This window comes from Pantoea sp. alder81 (assembly GCF_020179835.1).
Lineage (GTDB): Bacteria > Pseudomonadota > Gammaproteobacteria > Enterobacterales > Enterobacteriaceae > Pantoea.
Genome location: NZ_JAIUDA010000002.1, coordinates 892,166 through 910,758, shown reverse-complemented (window position 1 = coordinate 910,758; position 18,593 = coordinate 892,166). Strand labels below are relative to the sequence as shown.

Annotated in this window: 16 protein-coding genes; 11 read left to right on the top strand and 5 right to left on the bottom strand. The window is 54.7% G+C overall.

Annotated features, from left to right (window positions below):
• The first annotated feature begins 13 nt into the window (after nucleotides 1-13).
• From pilW to LBW88_RS09115, 8 genes are all read left to right on the top strand, one after another.
• Nucleotides 14-748, top strand: coding sequence for a type IV pilus biogenesis/stability protein PilW (gene pilW, locus LBW88_RS09150; protein ID WP_224930561.1), 735 nt, complete (start codon nucleotides 14-16; stop codon nucleotides 746-748).
• The gene (gene rodZ, locus LBW88_RS09145; RefSeq protein WP_224930564.1) at nucleotides 738-1,748 is read left to right on the top strand and encodes a cytoskeleton protein RodZ; all 1,011 of its coding nucleotides are present in this window, start codon (nucleotides 738-740) and stop codon (nucleotides 1,746-1,748) included. Before pilW ends, rodZ begins: the two co-directional genes overlap by 11 nt.
• A gap of 38 nt (nucleotides 1,749-1,786) precedes the next feature.
• On the top strand, nucleotides 1,787-2,908 hold the full coding sequence (gene ispG, locus LBW88_RS09140; RefSeq protein ID WP_224930567.1) for a flavodoxin-dependent (E)-4-hydroxy-3-methylbut-2-enyl-diphosphate synthase: 1,122 nt from the start codon (nucleotides 1,787-1,789) through the stop codon (nucleotides 2,906-2,908).
• Between the two features lie 106 nt (nucleotides 2,909-3,014).
• Complete coding sequence (hisS, locus tag LBW88_RS09135) at nucleotides 3,015-4,289, top strand: histidine--tRNA ligase (protein ID WP_224930569.1); 1,275 nt, start codon at nucleotides 3,015-3,017, stop codon at nucleotides 4,287-4,289.
• Nucleotides 4,290-4,328: 39 nt separating this feature from the next.
• Nucleotides 4,329-4,946: a YfgM family protein gene (locus LBW88_RS09130; protein WP_100701277.1), complete on the top strand. Its 618-nt coding sequence runs from the start codon at nucleotides 4,329-4,331 to the stop codon at nucleotides 4,944-4,946.
• A 19-nt stretch (nucleotides 4,947-4,965) separates the two neighbouring features.
• Entirely contained in the window at nucleotides 4,966-6,147 is a 1,182-nt protein-coding gene (gene bamB, locus LBW88_RS09125; RefSeq protein WP_038645419.1) for an outer membrane protein assembly factor BamB, read from the top strand.
• A gap of 177 nt (nucleotides 6,148-6,324) precedes the next feature.
• Nucleotides 6,325-7,818: a ribosome biogenesis GTPase Der gene (der, locus tag LBW88_RS09120; RefSeq protein ID WP_224930572.1), complete on the top strand. Its 1,494-nt coding sequence runs from the start codon at nucleotides 6,325-6,327 to the stop codon at nucleotides 7,816-7,818.
• A gap of 421 nt (nucleotides 7,819-8,239) precedes the next feature.
• Entirely contained in the window at nucleotides 8,240-10,678 is a 2,439-nt protein-coding gene (locus LBW88_RS09115; protein WP_224930575.1) for a glucose/quinate/shikimate family membrane-bound PQQ-dependent dehydrogenase, read from the top strand.
• A gap of 89 nt (nucleotides 10,679-10,767) precedes the next feature.
• Here LBW88_RS09115 and LBW88_RS09110 read toward each other — a convergent pair whose 3' ends face one another.
• The 4 genes from LBW88_RS09110 to xseA all read right to left on the bottom strand — a co-directional run bounded on the left by LBW88_RS09110 (nucleotide 10,768) and on the right by xseA (nucleotide 13,813).
• Entirely contained in the window at nucleotides 10,768-10,950 is a 183-nt protein-coding gene (locus LBW88_RS09110; RefSeq protein ID WP_045814915.1) for a general stress protein, read from the bottom strand.
• Between the two features lie 105 nt (nucleotides 10,951-11,055).
• Complete coding sequence (locus LBW88_RS09105; protein WP_045831618.1) at nucleotides 11,056-11,382, bottom strand: protealysin inhibitor emfourin; 327 nt, start codon at nucleotides 11,380-11,382, stop codon at nucleotides 11,056-11,058.
• Nucleotides 11,379-12,392, bottom strand: a complete 1,014-nt coding sequence (locus LBW88_RS09100) for a M4 family metallopeptidase (protein ID WP_224930578.1) — start codon at nucleotides 12,390-12,392, stop codon at nucleotides 11,379-11,381. The genes LBW88_RS09105 and LBW88_RS09100 overlap by 4 nt, the downstream gene beginning before the upstream one ends.
• Nucleotides 12,393-12,439: 47 nt before the next feature.
• On the bottom strand, nucleotides 12,440-13,813 hold the full coding sequence (gene xseA / locus LBW88_RS09095; RefSeq protein WP_224930581.1) for an exodeoxyribonuclease VII large subunit: 1,374 nt from the start codon (nucleotides 13,811-13,813) through the stop codon (nucleotides 12,440-12,442).
• A 169-nt stretch (nucleotides 13,814-13,982) separates the two neighbouring features.
• On the opposite strand from xseA, the gene guaB reads away from it, so the two are divergent.
• Both guaB and guaA read left to right on the top strand, forming a co-directional pair.
• Entirely contained in the window at nucleotides 13,983-15,449 is a 1,467-nt protein-coding gene (gene guaB / locus LBW88_RS09090) for an IMP dehydrogenase (RefSeq protein WP_224930584.1), read from the top strand.
• A 72-nt stretch (nucleotides 15,450-15,521) separates the two neighbouring features.
• The gene (gene guaA, locus LBW88_RS09085; protein ID WP_224930587.1) at nucleotides 15,522-17,102 is read left to right on the top strand and encodes a glutamine-hydrolyzing GMP synthase; all 1,581 of its coding nucleotides are present in this window, start codon (nucleotides 15,522-15,524) and stop codon (nucleotides 17,100-17,102) included.
• 51 nt (nucleotides 17,103-17,153) lie between these two features.
• Here guaA and LBW88_RS09080 read toward each other — a convergent pair whose 3' ends face one another.
• A complete protein-coding gene (locus LBW88_RS09080) occupies nucleotides 17,154-17,483 on the bottom strand; it encodes an addiction module antidote protein (RefSeq protein WP_224930590.1) in 330 nt (109 codons plus the stop codon).
• A 250-nt stretch (nucleotides 17,484-17,733) separates the two neighbouring features.
• On the opposite strand from LBW88_RS09080, the gene LBW88_RS09075 reads away from it, so the two are divergent.
• Entirely contained in the window at nucleotides 17,734-18,510 is a 777-nt protein-coding gene (locus LBW88_RS09075; RefSeq protein WP_224930593.1) for a DUF3750 domain-containing protein, read from the top strand.
• The last annotated feature ends 83 nt before the right edge of the window (nucleotides 18,511-18,593 follow it).

Genomic DNA, 18,593 nt, shown 5'->3' with positions numbered 1-18,593 from the left:
GGGAGAGACTGAAATGCATAAGGGATTATCGGCGGTGTTGTTGGCGGTTTTTGTTGTAACCGGGTGTGTCAATTCTCCGGCTCAGCAAGGCGCTGCGGATATCCGGCTACAGCTGGGGTTGCACTACCTTGCAGTGAAAGATTTTGAGGCAGCACAGCGTAATTTATTACGCGCTGAGCGTGCAGCACCGCGGGATTATCGTGTGCCACTGGCGCTTGCGCGGCTGGCACAGGCGCAGCAGAATAGCGCGCAGACACACTGGCACTATCAGCGCGCCCAGCAGTTAGCGCCAGCGAATGGCTACATCGCTAACAATTACGGTGCGTTTCTTTGCGGTTTAAGGCAGTATGGCGAAGCGCATCAACAGTTTAAGCTGGCGATGGCTGCACAGGAAATTGAAGCCCGTCAGGATGCATTCCTGTTTTCGGGCTATTGTTACCTGCAGGCTGGAGAGAGTGCCTCAGCGCGCGAGTCATTAAGCAACGCGCTGATTGCCGCACCGGAGCAGGGCAGTCAACTGCTTACGGAAGTGGAAAAGCGGCTCAAACAGCAGGATCGCCTGGCGGTTCCGCTGCTATTAGAAGTGTACCACCAGCGTTTGCCGGCAACGGCAGAGAGCCAGTGGTTACAAATACGTTTCGCCGCGCAACAGGGAAACGCTGCTGACGTTATACGTTATGGCGACCGGTTGGCGCGAAGTTTTCCACAATCGATACAGTACCAGCGTTATTTAGCTAATGAATACTGAAGCCACTCAAGAGAATTCTGCAGTACATTCCACAGGTGAACGCCTGCGTCTGGCCCGTGAGCAGATGGGGCTGACTCAGCAAAATGTCGCTGAACGCCTGTGCCTGAAACTTTCTACCGTACGAGACATTGAAGAGGATAAGTCACCGGCTGATTTAGCCTCGACGTTCTTGCGCGGTTACATTCGATCTTATGCTCGTCTGGTGCATGTGCCGGAAGATGACCTGTTGCCGATGATGGCGAAGCAGGCTCCGGTGCGCGCGGCCAAAATTGAGCCAATGCAGAGCTTCTCGTTAGGTAAGCGCCGTAAAAAGCGTGATGGCTGGCTAATGATTTTCACCTGGTTGGTGATTTTTGTTGTCATCGGTCTGACCGGCGCGTGGTGGTGGCAAAACCATAAAGCCTCGCAGGCCGATCTGGTCTCAATGGCTGACCAGAATGGCAGCAGTAGCGATAACAGTCAGTCGATTCCGCTGGGTGAAAACAGCACTGACAGCGCGACTGACACTGATACCAATGCCGCCGGTACGCCGGTGGATAATGGTGCCGGTGCGGTGACTACGCCGAGTACCAGCAACAGCAATGCTGCTAACACTTCGGCGCCTGCAGCCAGCAGCGATAACGCTGTGGTTTCACCGAGCCAGGCACCGATCGATAACGCACCGCCAGCGGCGACCTCTCCGGCGCCGGCCAACAGCATTCCAGCTGGCCAAATGCCAACCGCTAATGCGGGTGTGAGCCAGCCAGCGGGCGACCCGAACACCGTGGTCATGAATTTCAAAGCCGACTGCTGGTTAGAAGTTACCGATGCTACCGGCAAGAAGCTGTTCAGCGGATTGCAACGTAGCGGCGGTAAGCTCAGCTTGTCCGGAACGCCTCCGTATCGTCTGAAAATTGGCGCTCCAACAGCAGTTGACGTGCAATATCAGAATCAGCCCGTTGATTTAAGTCGTTTTATCCGTAATAACCAGGTTGCCCGTCTGACGCTGGGTGCGCAATAACGCGCAGCGCGCTTTCCGGGTAATTGTGGAGAGAGAATATGCATAACGAAGCACCCATCATCCGTCGCAAATCAAAGCGGATTTACGTCGGCAAGGTGCCGGTTGGTGATGGCGCGCCCATTGCCGTTCAGTCAATGACCAACACCCGCACCACGGACGTTGAAGCCACGGTTAACCAGATTCGCCAGCTTGAGCGTGTCGGTGTGGACATCGTCCGTGTTTCCGTTCCTACTATGGATGCGGCTGAAGCGTTCAAACTGATTAAGCAACAGGTCAATGTGCCGCTGGTCGCGGATATTCATTTTGACTATCGCATCGCACTGAAAGTCGCCGAATATGGCGTGGATTGCCTGCGCATCAACCCAGGCAACATCGGCAACAACGAGCGTATCCGCCAGGTGGTGGATTGTGCCCGCCACTACAATATTCCCATCCGTATCGGTGTTAACGCCGGTTCTCTGGAAAAAGATCTGCAGGAAAAATACGGAGAGCCAACGCCGCAGGCGCTGCTCGAATCCGCTATGCGCCATGTTGATCACCTCGATCGTCTCAACTTTGATCAGTTCAAAGTGAGTGTGAAAGCTTCTGACGTGTTCCTTGCCGTTGAATCTTATCGCTTGCTGGCCAAGGCTATCGATCAACCCCTTCACCTCGGCATCACCGAAGCTGGCGGCTTGCGCGCGGGTTCCGTGAAATCAGCCATTGGTCTCGGACTGTTACTGGCCGAAGGGATTGGTGACACACTGCGTATTTCACTGGCCGCTGACCCGGTTGAAGAAGTGAAAGTCGGTTACGACATCCTGAAATCTCTGCGCATTCGTGCTCGCGGTATTAACTTCATCGCCTGCCCAACCTGTTCACGTCAGGAATTTGATGTGATCGGTACGGTGAATGCGCTGGAAGAACGTCTTGAAGACATCATCACACCAATGGATATCTCGATTATCGGTTGTGTGGTGAACGGTCCAGGCGAAGCGACCGTCTCTACGTTGGGCGTGACCGGTGGTAGCCGCAAAAGTGGCTTCTACGAGGATGGGGTGCGTCAGCGCGACCGTCTCGATAACGATGACATGATCGACCAGCTGGAAGCGCGCATTCGCGCTAAGGCCAGCATGCTGGATGAAAGCCGCCGCATTAATGTGCAGCAGCTGGAAAAATAAGGGAAGGTACGCGCCCGTCGCGTACCCGTTTTTGAATGAACCTGTGCGGTTTCATCCCCATAAGGTATGATGCCGGACAGGTTTTTTTGTATTAAGAGATTCTAACGTGGCGAAGAATATTCAAGCGATCCGTGGGATGAACGATTACCTGCCGGCGGATACCGCGATTTGGCAGCGTATTGAGGGCACCCTGAAGCAGGTGCTGGCCAGTTATGGCTTTAGCGAAATCCGTTTGCCGATTGTAGAGCAGACCCCGCTGTTTAAACGCGCCATCGGTGAAGTCACCGATGTGGTTGAAAAAGAGATGTACACCTTTGACGACCGCAACGGTGAAAGTCTGACCCTGCGTCCGGAAGGCACCGCGGGCTGCGTGCGCGCCGGTATTGAGCATGGTCTGCTGTACAATCAGGAACAGCGTTTGTGGTACATCGGTCCGATGTTCCGCTATGAGCGTCCACAGAAAGGTCGTTACCGCCAGTTCCATCAGATTGGTGCGGAAGTCTTTGGTCTGCAAGGACCGGATGTGGATGCCGAACTGATTATGATGACCGCGCGCTGGTGGAAAGCGTTAGGTATCTCAGAACACGTTAGTCTCGAACTCAACTCTATTGGTTCACTGGAAGCTCGCGCGAATTACCGCGACGCGCTGGTGGCCTTCCTTGAGCAGCATAAAGACAAGCTGGATGAAGATTGTAAACGTCGTATGTACAGCAATCCGTTGCGCGTACTCGACAGCAAAAACGCGGATATCCAACTGCTGCTGAACGATGCGCCGACGCTGAATGAATATCTCGATGAAGATTCACGCGCGCACTTCGACGGGCTGTGCAGCCTGCTGAATGACGCGGGTATCGCATACACCGTGAATCAACGTCTGGTGCGTGGTCTCGATTACTACAACCGCACCGTGTTTGAGTGGGTGACCAACAGCTTAGGCTCACAGGGCACCGTGTGCGCCGGCGGACGCTATGATGGCCTGGTTGAACAACTGGGTGGTCGCGCTACGCCAGCGGTCGGTTTTGCCATGGGGCTTGAGCGTTTGGTATTGCTGGTTCAAGCGGTTAATCCAGAATTTGAACCGACGCGCATTGTTGATGTCTATGTTATCGCTTCGGGGCAGGGCGTTCAGTCCGCTGCGATGCAACTGGCGGAAAAACTGCGTGATGCAGACCCGGCGCTGAAGCTGATGACCAACTTCGGTGGCGGTAACTTCAAGAAGCAGTTTGGCCGTGCAGACAAGTGGGGCGCACGCATTGCGCTGGTGCTGGGCGAAGACGAAGTGAAAGCCGGTCAGGTAGTGATTAAAAACCTGAGCACTGGCGATCAACAAACCGTTGCCCAAAGCGAAGCCGCTGCGACATTGCGCACGCTGCTGCAGTAAACGCAGCACTGCAACAGCCATTTAAAGGAGAGGGATTGCGTGGAAGTTTACAGCAACGAAAACGAACAGGTTGACGCACTGCGTCAGTTCTTTGCGAATAATGGCAAAGCACTGGCTGTGGGTGTGATCATCGGCATCGCTGCGCTGGGTGGCTGGCGTTACTGGTCCAGCCATCAGGATGGTGCGGATAAAGCCGCATCGGCGCAGTATCAACAGCTGACCACTGCGATGCAGGCTGACAAGCCGCAGACGCTGGAAGCGGTTGCCGCTTTTGCCAATGAAAACAACAACACCTATGGTGCACTGGCTTCGCTGGATCTGGCGAAACAGTACGTTGAAGCGAATCAGTTAGATAAAGCCATCACGCTGCTTCAGAGCGGGCTGAAAGATACCAAAGATGCCAACCTGCAGGCGGTGATTAACCTGCGTCTGGCGCGCATTCAATTGCAGCAAAATCAGGCCGATGCCGCACTTTCTACTCTTAACAATGTTAAGGGTGATGGCTGGACAGCCATTATTGCGGACATTCGTGGCGAAGCACTGCTAAGCAAAGGCGACAAGCAGGGCGCACGTGATGCCTGGAGCAAAGGTGCTGAATCGCAGGCCTCTCCTGCGCTGAAGCAAATGCTGCAAATGAAGATGAATAACTTAAGTTAAGCCAGTCAAGAGAGCGCACATGGAATTACGTAAATACCTGCTGCCAGGGCTGATTTCAGTCACTCTGCTCAGCGGTTGCTCGCTGTTCAGCGGCGAAGAAGATGTAGTAAAAATGGCTCCGCTGCCGAAAGTGGAAAACCAGTTTACGCCACAGACTGCCTGGAGCACCTCTGTGGGTGACGGCGTTGGCGATTTCTATTCCAATCTGCATCCGGCCTGGCAGGATGGCACCGTCTATGCTGCCGACCGCTTTGGTGTGGTAAAAGCACTGGATGCCAGCAACGGTAAAGAGAAATGGAAAGTCGATCTTTCTGAGAAAACCGGTTTCTTCTCGAAAAACATCTCCGCGCTGCTCTCTGGCGGTATTACTGCCACCAGCGATCGCATTTATATCGGCAGCGAGCGCGGTCAGGTATTTGCCTTGAACAACAGCGATGGCAGCATCGCCTGGCAGACCAAGGTCGCTGGTGAAGCGCTGTCACGTCCGGTTGTCAGCGATGGTTTGGTGCTGATTCATACCAGCAACGGTATGTTGCAGGGGCTGGATCAGAGCACTGGCGCGATCAAGTGGAGCGTCAACCTCGACATGCCTGCGCTGTCACTGCGCGGTGAATCTGCACCGACCGTAGCATTCGGTGGTGCGATTGTTGGTGGCGACAATGGCCGCGTAAGCGCGGTGATCATGAACCAGGGTCAGTTGATTTGGCAGCAGCGTATTTCGCAGCCAAGCGGCGCCACAGAGATTGATCGTCTGAGCGATGTGGATACCACGCCTGTTGTCGTTAACGGCGTCATTTACGCGCTGGCTTACAACGGTAATCTGACCGCGCTTGAACTGCGTTCAGGCCAGATTTTGTGGAAACGCGAAATCGGCGGCGTGAAAGACATGGTGGTTGATGCGGGTCGTATCTACCTGGTTGATCAGGATGACCGCGTGATTGCGCTTAATGCCGACGGTGGCGTGGCTATCTGGCGTCAAAGCGATCTGCTGCACCGCAACCTGACTTCACCTGCGCTGTTCAACGGTTATCTGGTAGTCGGCGATAGCGAAGGCTACGTGCACTGGATTAACACCCTGGACGGGCGCTTTGTAGCGCAGCAGAAACTGGACAGTGATGGCTTCCAGACTGACCCGGTGGTTGCCGGTGACAAGCTGCTGATCCAGGCGAAAGGCGGCGAAGTTTATGCCATCACGCGTTAAAATTTGGCTCTGCAGGAACCTGTTTCCTGCTCGCTTATACGGCTCCTGATTCGTCAGGGGCCGTTTCGTTTTCTGTCAGGCATGGTATTCTTTGCGCCTTCAGCCTGACGCCTTCCGGCAAATGTCGTTATAATCACGCCATTCGGGCGATTTATTTTCAAAACTGAGGCAAGTGTTATGGTACCTGTGGTCGCGCTGGTTGGGCGTCCCAATGTGGGAAAATCTACGCTATTTAACCGCTTAACGCGCACACGTGATGCGCTGGTAGCGGATTTTCCTGGACTGACTCGCGATCGCAAATATGGTCGCGCCGAAGTGGAAGGGCGCGAATTCATTGTTATTGATACCGGCGGTATCGATGGCACCGAGGAAGGCGTCGAGAACCGCATGGCGGAACAGTCGCTGTTAGCGATTGAAGAAGCGGATGTGGTGCTGTTTTTGGTGGATGCGCGTGCGGGTGTGATGCCGGCCGATCAGCAGATCGCCAATCACCTGCGTTCGCGTGAAAAAGCCACTTTCCTGGTCGCGAACAAAACTGACGGTCTGGATCCTGATGCGGCAGTGCTGGATTTCTATGCGCTGGGCTTGGGTGAAATTCACCCGATTGCGGCTTCACACGGTCGCGGTGTGAACAACCTGCTGGAAGCTGCGCTGCTGCCGTGGATGGACGAAAAGGTTCCAGACGTTGAGCTGACGGAAGAAGAAGAGAACGCCGCTTACTGGGCTGCGTTAGAAGAAGAAGAGGACGAGAAGGCGCTGGCGGAAGAGGAAGAAGAAAACTTCGACCCCACCACATTGCCGATCAAGCTGGCTATTGTTGGCCGTCCTAACGTTGGCAAGTCAACGCTGACTAACCGCATTCTTGGCGAAGATCGCGTTGTGGTCTTTGACATGCCGGGCACCACGCGCGACAGCATCTACATTCCGATGGAACGCGATGAGCGCGAATACGTGCTGATTGATACCGCCGGTGTGCGTAAGCGCGGCAAGGTCACCGAAACCGTTGAGAAATTCTCCGTCATCAAAACGCTGCAGGCCATTGAAGATGCCAACGTGGTGATGCTGGTGATTGATGCGCGTGAAGGCATCTCCGATCAGGATCTGTCGCTGCTGGGCTTTATCCTGAACAGTGGCCGCTCACTAGTGATTGTGGTCAACAAGTGGGATGGCATGACGCAGGAAGCGCGTGATGAAGTCAAAGAGATGCTGGACTTCCGCCTGGGCTTCATCGACTTTGCGCGCATTCACTTTATCTCGGCACTGCACGGCAGCGGCGTAGGTAACCTGTTCGAATCCGTGACCGAAGCTTACGACTGCTCGACCAAACGTGTCGGCACCGCGATGTTAACGCGCGTGATGACCATGGCGGCAGATGACCATCAGCCACCGCTGGTGCGCGGTCGTCGCGTGAAGCTGAAATATGCCCATGCCGGTGGTTACAACCCGCCGATCGTGGTGATTCACGGTAACCAGGTGAAGGATTTGCCCGATTCTTACAAACGTTACCTGATGAACTACTTCCGCCGTTCACTGAATGTCATGGGTACGCCGATTCGTATTCAGTTCAAAGAAGGCGACAACCCGTATGCGGGCAAGCGCAACCTGCTGACACCGACGCAGCAGCGTAAACGCCAGCGACTGATGTCGCATCTGAAGAAGAACAAGCGTTAATCTGATGAGGGCCCTGATGGGGCCCTTTTTTTTCGCCCCCACCGCACGATACCTGCTACCTATCCCACTCTGACCTCTTCTCAACATCAAAAATTACACTTTGATTCAGCCTCATATTTATTAATAACTTATGACTGGTTTTGTAGCAAAAATGCTATTGCCCAGTAACTCCTTCGTTATGGATGTTCACTTTCTAATGAACCAGGTGGTACAATCCTGCCGCCTTGTAGCGAGAATCACTCTCACTTGCGATGTGTCCTTGCTCACAAGCGCCGAATTACGGGCATTGCACCCGTACCAATAGATATAAAATAAAGCGTAACGGATTGGTTCCTGTCCCCCATCGTTGGCAGGAGCATTGTCACCGGCTACAACCTGTTAGCCGGCACCAGCGCGTTATTTTTTCAGGAGAGTTTTTGTTATGGCAGAAAATTCCGCTCGTCCCTCTAAAGGGCTGAGTATCTGGTCTGTATTGTTCGGGCTGGTCCTGCTGGCTGTCGGTCTGTTCTTCGCGATCGGCGGTGGCAAGTTGGTCGCTCTGGGCGGCAGCTGGTACTTCCTCATTTCCGGTATTGTGATGTTGCTGTCGGCGATTCAGTTCTTCCGTCGCAAATCATCCGCCGTGACCCTGTTCATTCTGGTCTTCGTAGGCACCCTGATTTGGGCGCTGTTCGATGCGGGCTTCCACTTCTGGCAGTTAGTTTCCCGCCTGATGGTGCCTGCAGGTCTTATGCTGCTGGCGTTCCTGACCTGGCCTGCGCTGCGTAAGCGTGAAGGCAAAAGCTCTCTGGCCAAAGTGTCCTATGTGCTCTCAGCGGTCATCGCTGTTGGCATGGTGGCAACTTTCGTGCAGATGTTCCAGCCGCACCCAACCGTCGCTTTCGACGGCAAACAGCTGCCGCTGATTCCGGTCGACAAGTCTAAGCCACAGCAGGACTGGAGCAGCTACGGCCGCACCCCTGAAGGTGACCGTTTCGCAGCGATCGATCAGATCACCCGTGACAACGTCAAAGACTTGCAGGTTGCGTGGACCTTCCACACTGGCGATACCCCAATCAGCCCAACCGGTAACGGTGCGGAAGATCAGGAAACACCACTGCAGGTTGGCAACACTCTGTACCTTTGCACCCCGCACAACAACGTGATCGCGGTTGCAGCCGATACCGGTAAGCAGATCTGGAAGCGTGAAATTAACGCACAGGCAGAAGTGTGGAACCGCTGCCGTGGTCTGGCGTATTTCGATGCGACCAAGCCGGTGCAGCAGCCAAGCCAGCCTGGCTCAACGCCGGTTCCTGCGCCAGCTCTGGCCGCAGGTGATACCTGTCAGCGTCGTATTCTGATGAACACCATCGATGCGCGTCTGATTGCCATCAACGCTGATAACGGTGAGTTCTGTGAAGACTTCGGCGACCACGGTGTGGTTGACCTGAAAAAAGGTCTTGGCGCTGCGCCAGATCCACAGTATCAGCTGACGTCTGCACCACAGCTTGCAGGCACCACCGTGGTAGTTGGCGGCCGTGTGGCGGATAACGTCCAGACCGATATGCCTGGCGGCGTACTGCGTGGCTTTGACGTGATCACCGGTCAGATGCGTTGGGCGTTTGACCCAGGCAACGATGACCCGAATGCCATCCTGATGCCGGGCAAAGACTACACCCGTAGTACCCCGAACTCATGGGCACCAATGTCATACGATCCGGCAATGAACACCGTGTTCCTGCCGATGGGTAGCTCTTCGGTTGACCTGTATGGTGCTGAACGTACCAAACTGGATCACACCTATGGCGCATCAATCCTTGCACTGGATGCGACAACCGGTAAGCAGAAATGGGTTTACCAGACCGTGCATAACGATCTGTGGGACTTCGACCTGCCAATGCAGCCGAGCCTGGTTGACTTCCCAATGAAGGATGGCACCACCAAGCCTGCTGTCGTGATCGGTGCGAAAACCGGCATGATTTGGGTTCTGGATCGTCTGACCGGCAAGCCTTTAACGAAAGTTGAAGAGCAGCCAATGCCGCAGGGTCACATTCCAAGAGAGCAGTACACCCAAACGCAGCCGCACTCAGTGGAGATGCCTAATATCGGCAACCAGAAACTGACCGAGTCTGACATGTGGGGTGCTACGCCGTTTGACCAGTTAGTGTGCCGTATCGCCTTCAAAGGCATGCGTTACGATGGCCTGTTCACCGTACCGGACACCGACAAGTCACTTAGCTTCCCTGGCTCACTGGGTGGTATGAACTGGGGCAGCATCTCGTTCGACCCGAACAACCAGTACATGTTCGTTAACGACATGCGTCTGGGTCTGTGGGTGCAGATGATTCCTCAGGACACCAGCAAAGACGCAGCCAGCAATGGTGGTGAAGCGATCAACACCGGTATGGGCGCAGTACCGCTGAAAGGCACCCCGTATGCAGTGAACAAAAACCGCTTCATGTCTCCGCTGGGTATTCCTTGCCAGGCACCACCGTTTGGTACGCTGTCAGCTATCGACATGAAAACCCGCCAGATCGTATGGCAGGTTCCGGTCGGTACCGTGCAGGATACCGGTCCATTCGGTATTAAGATGCGCGCACAGATGCCAATCGGTATGCCAACGCTGGGTGGCACCTTAGCGACTCAGGGCGGCCTGGTGTTCATCGCCGGTACGCAGGATTACTATCTGCGCGCCTTCGATAGCTCAACCGGTAAAGAAGTGTGGAAAGCACGCCTGCCAGTCGGCAGCCAGGGCGGTCCAATCAGCTACGTTTCGCCGAAGAATGGCAAACAGTACATCCTGATCTCCGCGGGTGGCGCACGTCAGTCACCAGACCGTGGTGACTACGTGATTGCTTACGCGCTGCCAGACAGCAAGTAAGTAGCCGTAATGAGAAAGGCCGACATCATGATGTCGGCCTTTTTTTTATTAACCATCCGTGGCGCACAACGTCCCTAAAGGTACCTTATTCACTGCTGCTTGGAGGGGCGACGGCTTTTTTGTCCTCCTTTTCTTCCAGCTTCCCTGGCTCTTTCAGGATCGTTTCTGAAATTGCCCCCACTGACTTTGCCGCCAGCACTGCCTGCTTCCCTGGCGCGCTCCGGGTCCTCTGCAAAGTTCCCGGCACCACCTCTTTGCTTCTTTTGTGTCATAGCAGAGACCTCATCTAAGGGTGTTTTCTTCGACGTGGACTAGCTAGCCACATTAATGATTATAGTCAGTAAGTTAGAGCTTGCTTTGGGAGATCTCCGAGTTCTTCACTGGCCGTCGCGCCAAAGTGCCTCTAATTCAGGCGATGCCGCTGTTTCAGGAATCAAAATCACGATGGAGCCTGCTTCATGATGGGTGGCATAGGTGATTTGAATACGAAAATAGCGCTGGTCGCCGCGACCAAGATTCGCCGCCTGATCTTCCGGTTCGCCCAGTGGCAGCGCTTGCTCCAGCACGTTACACACCCGCTGTTTTTGCGGTTCTGGCAGTTGCGCCAGGGCAAACCGTCGTTCGCCACGCAGATTGGGGATAAAGGCGATGCCGCCTTCACGTGCCAGTTCAATGATGGCGTCATCAGTCAGTTGAATATTCACGTTACGCCTACCTGTAGCCAGGCGGATTGAATCGCCTCCGCCACCGAGCGGTTAAATCGCTTACCGCCATGCTCGACGGTAAAGTGGGCAAAGGTGCTGAAGTCGGCATCCTGCGGCAGTGTCTTGTCGCAGAGCGTGTCATACCAGGCTTGACCCGCCAGCTCCCAGGCAAAACCGCCTAACGCCTTCGCGGCGAGATAAAACGCGCGATTGGGAATGCCAGAGTTGAGATGGACACCGCCGTTGTCATCGCGGGTTTCAATGTAGTGATCCATATCAGCGGGTTGCGGATCTTTACCGAGTTTCGGATCGTCGTAGGCGGTGCCGGGTGCGGACATGGAGCGGAGTCCTCGGCCTTTAATCCCAGCGGCTAACAAACCCTCACCGATCAACCAGTCAGCCTGATCCGCCGTTTGCTGCAGGTGGAACTGCTTCACCAGCGAGCCAAACACATCAGACATCGATTCATTCAACGCACCAGACTGCTGGAAGTAAACCAGTCCCGCTTCGTTCTCGGTCACGCCGTGGGTGAGTTCATGTGCCACCACATCGAGTGCGATGGTAAAGCGGTTAAAGATCTCACCATCGCCGTCACCAAACACCATCTGCTGACCGTTCCAGAAGGCGTTCTGATACTCCTTGCTGTAATGCACGGTGCCATCCAGCTTCAGGCCTTTGTTATCAAGTGAATTGCGCTTGAAGATTTGCCAGTAGAAATCGTAGGTGATACCGAGATAATTCCAGGCCTCTTCAGCCGCAACGTCGCCATTGCCCGGCTGGCCTTCATCGCGGATTAAGGTGCCGGGCAGATTTTGCGTATTTTCAGCATCATAGATGGCACGCAGCACGGTGCCGGGCTGTGAGGTGGCCGCGCTGGCCGCTTTATGGTTGTGTTCGGCCATCAGTTGCTGAACATGAGTTAGGGTGCGGCGAGCAGACTCTTGTGGCGCACCCGAGCAGTGGTCAATGATATTGCGAAGAATATACGGAGGAATAACGCTGTAGGTCATATGAACTCCTGGCCGTGAGGGAACATGCCAGAAGTATAGTTTTTCAGCTAGGAGCGTGCTTTGCGGCTGCGTGATTTCTGTGGCTCAAGGGCGGTCACCTGGCTTTCCACCCAGCCATCATCCAGACGGGTGCGCAGTAAATCGCCTTTATGCAATTGTTGGGTTTTCTTCACCAGCTGGCCTTGGGTATCCGTTGTCACGCTAAAACCGCGAGCCAGAGTCGCCAGCGGACTGACGCCCTCCAGTTGTGCAGCCAGATTGCCAAAGCGCTGGCGATTGTGATTGAGCTGCTTCTCCATGCCCTGCTGCAAACGATACTGCCACTGCTGCATTTGTTGTTGCGCACGCAGAATCCGCCCTTGCGGCTGCTGATTATTGAGGCGCTGTAACACGCGATCCTGCTGGCGATTGGCCATGCGCAGGCGCTGATCCATCGCTTCGCCCAGGCGGCGCTGCAACTGGAACAGCGTGGTTTGCTGACGTGCCAGGCGCAGCTGCGGGTGCTGCTGCTGTAAGCGGTGCTGAATGCGGGTGAAGCGACGCTGCTGCTCAGCAATGTAGAAATCCATCGCCATTTCCATACGCTGCTGCTGTGACTGCAAACGGCGCAATAGCTCTATCTGATTGCGGCTGACGATTTCCGCCGCTGCAGAAGGGGTAGGGGCACGCAGGTCGGCAACAAAGTCGGCGATGGTGACGTCTGTTTCGTGACCCACGGCACTGACGATCGGCAGGCGGCTGGCAAAGATAGCGCGCGCCACGCGCTCGTCATTAAAGCTCCACAAATCTTCCAGCGAGCCGCCGCCACGGCCGACGATCAGCACGTCACACTCATCACGCTGGTTCGCCAGTTCAATGGCGCGCACGATGGCTGCGGGCGCATCGACACCTTGCACTGGCGTAGGATAGATAATCACGGGCAGCGACGGATCGCGGCGATGCAGTACGCGCAGCACATCATGCAGCGCAGCGCCGGTCGCGGAGGTGATCACGCCTACCTGACGCGCCGGATCGGGCAGCGATTGCTTAAATTGCTGATCAAATAACCCTTCGGCCGCCAGTCGTGCTTTAAGCTGTTCGAACTGCTGCTGCAACAGGCCTTCACCCGCCGGATGCATGCTTTCAATAATCAGCTGATAGTCGCCACGCGGCTCATACAGCGTAATGCTGGCGCGAACTAAAACCTGCTGACCATGCTGTGGACGAAAAGTAACGCGACGGTTGCTGTTGCGGAACATCGCGCAGCGAACTTGTGCGCCATCATCCTTTAACGTGAAGTACCAGTGGCCGGAAGAGGGCTGAGTAAAATTTGAAATTTCAGCGCTGAGCCACACCAGGCCCATCTCATTTTCCAGCAGTTGGCGCACCGTGGTATTCAGGCGGCTGACAGTAAAAATATTGGCGGTTGGCGGTAGCGACATGTGATGTAGATCAAACTTTAAATCAGAGGGTTAATCAACCGATACTACATTGCTCACCCGGAGGATCAAGACTTTTTCCTAAAAAACACTGGAGGCAATCGATTTCGGCCTGTATAATGCCGCGGCAATATTTTATCTGTTTTAATCGCCCCCAGGTGGAGATATTGCAATGCTAAGAATCACTAAAGAAGCCCTCACTTTCGACGACGTTCTGCTCGTTCCAGCTCACTCCACTGTGCTACCTAACACCGCTGATCTCAGCACCCAACTGACGAAAAACATCCGTCTGAACATTCCTATGCTGTCTGCTGCAATGGACACCGTGACCGAAGCCGGTCTGGCGATTGCACTGGCACAGGAAGGCGGTCTGGGCTTTATCCACAAAAACATGTCGATTGAGCGCCAGGCGGATGAAGTTCGCAAAGTGAAAAAACACGAAAGTGGCGTAGTGACCGATCCGCAAACTGTACTGCCTACCACCGCACTGGCGGCAGTGAAAGAGCTGACCGAGCGCAACGGCTTTGCGGGTTATCCGGTTGTAAACACCGACAACGAACTGGTCGGTATCATTACCGGTCGTGACGTGCGTTTTGTGACTGACCTGAGCCTGCCAGTTTCCGCAGTGATGACGCCAAAAGAGCGTCTGGTCACCGTGAAAGAGGGTGAAGCACGCGACATCGTTCTGCAGAAAATGCACGAAAAACGTGTTGAGAAAGCGCTGGTTGTTGACGATAGCTTCCACCTGCTGGGCATGATTACTGTTAAAGATTTCCAGAAAGCAGAACGTAAACCTAACGCTTGTAAAGATGCGGAAGGCCGTCTGCGCGTAGGTGCTGCGGTTGGCGCGGGTGCAGGTAACGAAGAGCGTGTTGATGCGTTAGTGGCTGCCGGTGTTGACGTGCTGCTGATTGACTCTTCACACGGTCACTCTGAAGGTGTTTTGCAGCGTATCCGTGAAACCCGTGCTAAATACCCGAATCTCGACATCATCGGTGGCAACGTGGCAACCGGTGCAGGTGCATTGGCACTGGCCGAAGCGGGCGTGAGCGCGGTGAAAGTCGGTATCGGTCCTGGTTCAATCTGTACCACGCGCATCGTGACTGGCGTGGGTGTACCGCAGATCACCGCTGTTTCTGATGCGGTTGCTGCGCTGGAAGGCACCGGCATCCCGGTTGTGGCTGATGGTGGTATTCGCTTCTCAGGTGACATCGCCAAAGCGATCGCGGCGGGTGCTGCCGCAGTGATGGTCGGTTCTATGCTGGCAGGTACTGAAGAGTCTCCTGGCGAGATCGAGCTGTATCAGGGCCGTTCGTTCAAATCCTACCGCGGTATGGGTTCACTGGGCGCGATGTCCAAAGGCTCTTCAGACCGTTACTTCCAGACCGATAACGCCGCTGACAAACTGGTGCCAGAAGGTATCGAAGGTCGCGTCGCGTACAAAGGCCGTCTGAAAGAGATCGTGCACCAGCAAATGGGCGGTCTGCGCTCTTGCATGGGCCTGACCGGTTGCCCAACTATCGACGACTTGCGTACTAAAGCCGAGTTCGTGCGCATCAGTGGCGCAGGCATCAACGAAAGCCACGTGCATGACGTGACCATCACCAAAGAGTCACCGAACTACCGCATGGGTTCATAATCCCGTAAGATTCAACGCCCGGCACCTGCCGGGCGCTTTTATTATCAAGTCCATCCCAATGGAAACGCCTCAATGACGACTGAAAATATTCATAAACATCGCATTTTGATCCTCGATTTTGGTTCTCAGTATACGCAGCTGGTCGCGCGCCGCGTGCGTGAGCTGGGCGTCTACTGCGAACTCTGGGCGTGGGATGTCACCGAAGAGCAGATTCGTGGTTTCAACCCAAATGGCATCATTTTGTCAGGTGGCCCGGAAAGCACCACTGAGCATAACAGCCCGCGTGCACCGGAATACGTGTTTAACGCTGGCGTGCCGGTGCTGGGCGTGTGCTACGGCATGCAGACCATGGCGATGCAGCTGGGTGGCAAAGTTGAAGGCTCTAACGAGCGTGAATTTGGTTATGCGCAGGTCGAAGTGCTGACGCAGAGCGCGCTGGTCCGTGACATCGAAGATGCCATCAGCGCTGCCGGCAAACCGTTGCTCGACGTGTGGATGAGCCATGGCGATAAAGTTACCGCTATCCCAGCTGGTTTTGAAACCGTTGCCAGCACCGAAACCTGTCCGTTCGCCATCATGGCCAACGAAGAGAAGAAATTCTACGGCGTGCAGTTCCACCCGGAAGTGACGCATACCCGTCAGGGCCTGCGCATGCTGGAGCGTTTCATCCGCGACATCTGCGGTTGTGAAGCACTTTGGACCCCGGCCAAGATCATCGAAGATGCGGTAGAGCGTCTGCGTGAGCAGGTTGGCGAAGACAAAGTGATCCTCGGCCTGTCAGGTGGCGTGGATTCATCTGTTACCGCCATGTTGCTGCACCGCGCCATTGGCGATCGTCTGACCTGCGTATTCGTGGATAACGGCTTGCTGCGTCTCAATGAGGCCGAGCAAGTCATGGACATGTTTGGCGACCACTTTGGTCTGAACATCGTTCACGTTGCCGCTGAAGCCCGTTTCCTTGATGCACTGGCAGGCGAGAACGATCCAGAAGCCAAGCGTAAGATCATCGGCCGCGTGTTCGTTGAAGTATTTGACCAGGAAGCATTGCGCCTGGAAGACGTGAAGTGGCTGGCGCAAGGCACCATCTATCCTGACGTAATCGAGTCTGCGGCTTCTGCCACCGGCAAGGCGCACGTGATCAAGTCGCACCACAATGTGGGCGGCCTGCCGAAAGAGATGAAGATGGGTCTGGTTGAGCCGCTGAAAGAGCTGTTCAAAGATGAAGTGCGTAAGATCGGTCTGGAACTCGGCCTGCCTTACGACATGCTGTATCGTCACCCGTTCCCAGGTCCAGGTTTGGGCGTGCGCGTGCTGGGCGAAGTGAAGAAAGAGTACTGCGACCTGCTGCGTCGTGCCGATGCAATCTTCATCGAAGAACTGCATAAAGCTGACCTGTACAACAAAGTCAGCCAGGCCTTCACCGTGTTCCTGCCAGTGCGCTCTGTTGGCGTAATGGGCGACGGTCGTAAATACGATTGGGTTGTGTCACTGCGTGCAGTAGAGACCATCGACTTCATGACCGCGCACTGGGCGCACCTGCCGTACGATTTCCTCGGCCGCGTCTCCAACCGCATCATCAACGAAGTGAACGGCATTTCACGCGTGGTTTACGATATCTCAGGTAAACCACCGGCCACGATTGAGTGGGAATGATTTCCGCTGATTGAATTGCCTATCAAGCCCGCTTAAATGCGGGCTTTTTCTTTAGAGGTGAGGGATAAGCCTAACGCCCGCCGCACGAGTAATCTCTGTTAGGGTAGTGAGCGTTGGATTTCCTTTTTCTGAGAGCGTTTTGTACAACTGCTGGCGCGACAACCCGGACTTGCGAGAGATTTCGCTAATGCCACCTCGGGCTTCAACTACCCGACGAAGGGCGATCAGAAAGGCAGCTATCCCACCTTCTTCGTATATATCTTCCAATGCCGTTTGCAGGTAGATTTCAGCGTAATCAGGGTTGTCTCGCAACTCTGCTACCATCGCATCGTCGTGACTGACTGCTTTTTTCTTTGGTGCAGATTGAGTGATGATAGTCATGCTGTTACCTCGGTGAGTTGCATAGCGTCCTCGCAAGCATTCAATCCAGCAAAAATTGTCTTTTATAAGCGACATTGATGCAACGCAAGGGTCAGCGAAGAGTGTGCATCTGCGAGATACACTCCATTCTTTTGTGGCCAACCAACATCAGTTTTCAGAACGATTTGCCCTATCGCATAGTTAGTGAATACAAACTCACCTCTATCCATGCATGATGGCAGGTGAAATATTACTCATCAGGATGCCGTCGATGCTGCCACTGAAAGCCTTTCTCATCTCTTTCCTCTGTATTGTGCTGCTATCACTGGCAGCGAGTCTGGCGCAGGCCACGCGCACTGGTGAGCTAACCAGTGAGCGCGGTGGTTGGGCGACGGCGAGGCGAGATTCGGCCGGGATAGCGCCGGATCCGCATCAATATGCCAATCTGGCTATCGTGCAGGTCTATGCCGCGCCCACGTACGGCTGGAAGGGAGCAGTCGCCGTACATCCATGGATCATTTTTAAGCGTGCAGGTGAGACTCAGTACAACCGTTATGAAGTGATCAGCTGGGGCAGTGGCGATAAGGTACGCCGCAACTCAAATTTGCCAGATGGTTACTGGTACGGAGCGAAGCCGCACTTGCTGGTGGAGCATCGTGGCAAAGAGGCCGAAGCGATGATTCCGCAGATCGAAGCGGCGATAAAATCCTACCCGTGGCCAACGACCTATCGCGCGTGGCCGGGGCCGAATAGCAACACCTTTATGGCGCACATCGGTCGTGAAGTGCCTGCGTTGAAGCTGGATCTGCCTGCCAATGCTTTAGGCAAAGATTATCGCTCACTGCTTCATCCAATTGGCTTACCACCGTCAGGGCGCGGCTTACAGGTATCTTTATTGGGCGTTTTAGGCGTCACGCTGGGCGCGGAAGAGGGGCTGGAGGTGAATGTGCTGGGATTAAACCTCGGTCTGGACTTCGCGCCGCTGAAGCTGCGCTTGCCGTTTATTGGTGGGATTGGGCAGGATAATCTGCAAAAAGATAATCCGTGATGGTATGCGTTAACGTCGCTCAATAAAGTGCGTAATGCCTCTCACTTAAGCCAATGAGTGCCTATTTAACTTAGTACGCATGA